Source organism: Achromobacter sp. GbtcB20 (assembly GCF_019091095.1).
In the GTDB taxonomy this organism is placed as follows: Bacteria; Pseudomonadota; Gammaproteobacteria; order Burkholderiales; family Burkholderiaceae_B; genus Achromobacter; species Achromobacter mucicolens.
In genome coordinates this window covers 1-243 of record NZ_JAGXJZ010000815.1, presented here as the reverse complement: position 1 = coordinate 243, position 243 = coordinate 1, and the positions used below count along the sequence as shown (strand labels likewise).

Here is a 243-nt window from a genome sequence, read left to right as displayed (position 1 = left end):
GAAGATCTTCCCGAAGGGGCTGGACGTCATGCAGGCGATCATCGCGGGCGAGCTCGATGTTGGCACCACCGCCTCGGAGGCGGCGATCTCGGGCCGCGCCGGCGGCGCCCCGATCTATGTCGTGGCCGGTTTCGCCAAGGGCGGCGCGCGCCTGGTGGTGCGGCCCGACCTCTAGATTACCAGCGGGCCCCAACTGAAGGGGAAGCGCGTCCGCGTCACGCGCGGGGGCATCCAGGCGGGGCT

At 71.6% G+C, this 243-nt stretch carries 1 pseudogene; it reads left to right on the top strand.

Annotation, left to right across the window (positions count from 1 at the left end):
- Positions 1–243: pseudogene (locus KVT32_RS32455) on the top strand (ABC transporter substrate-binding protein); the annotation flags it as partial.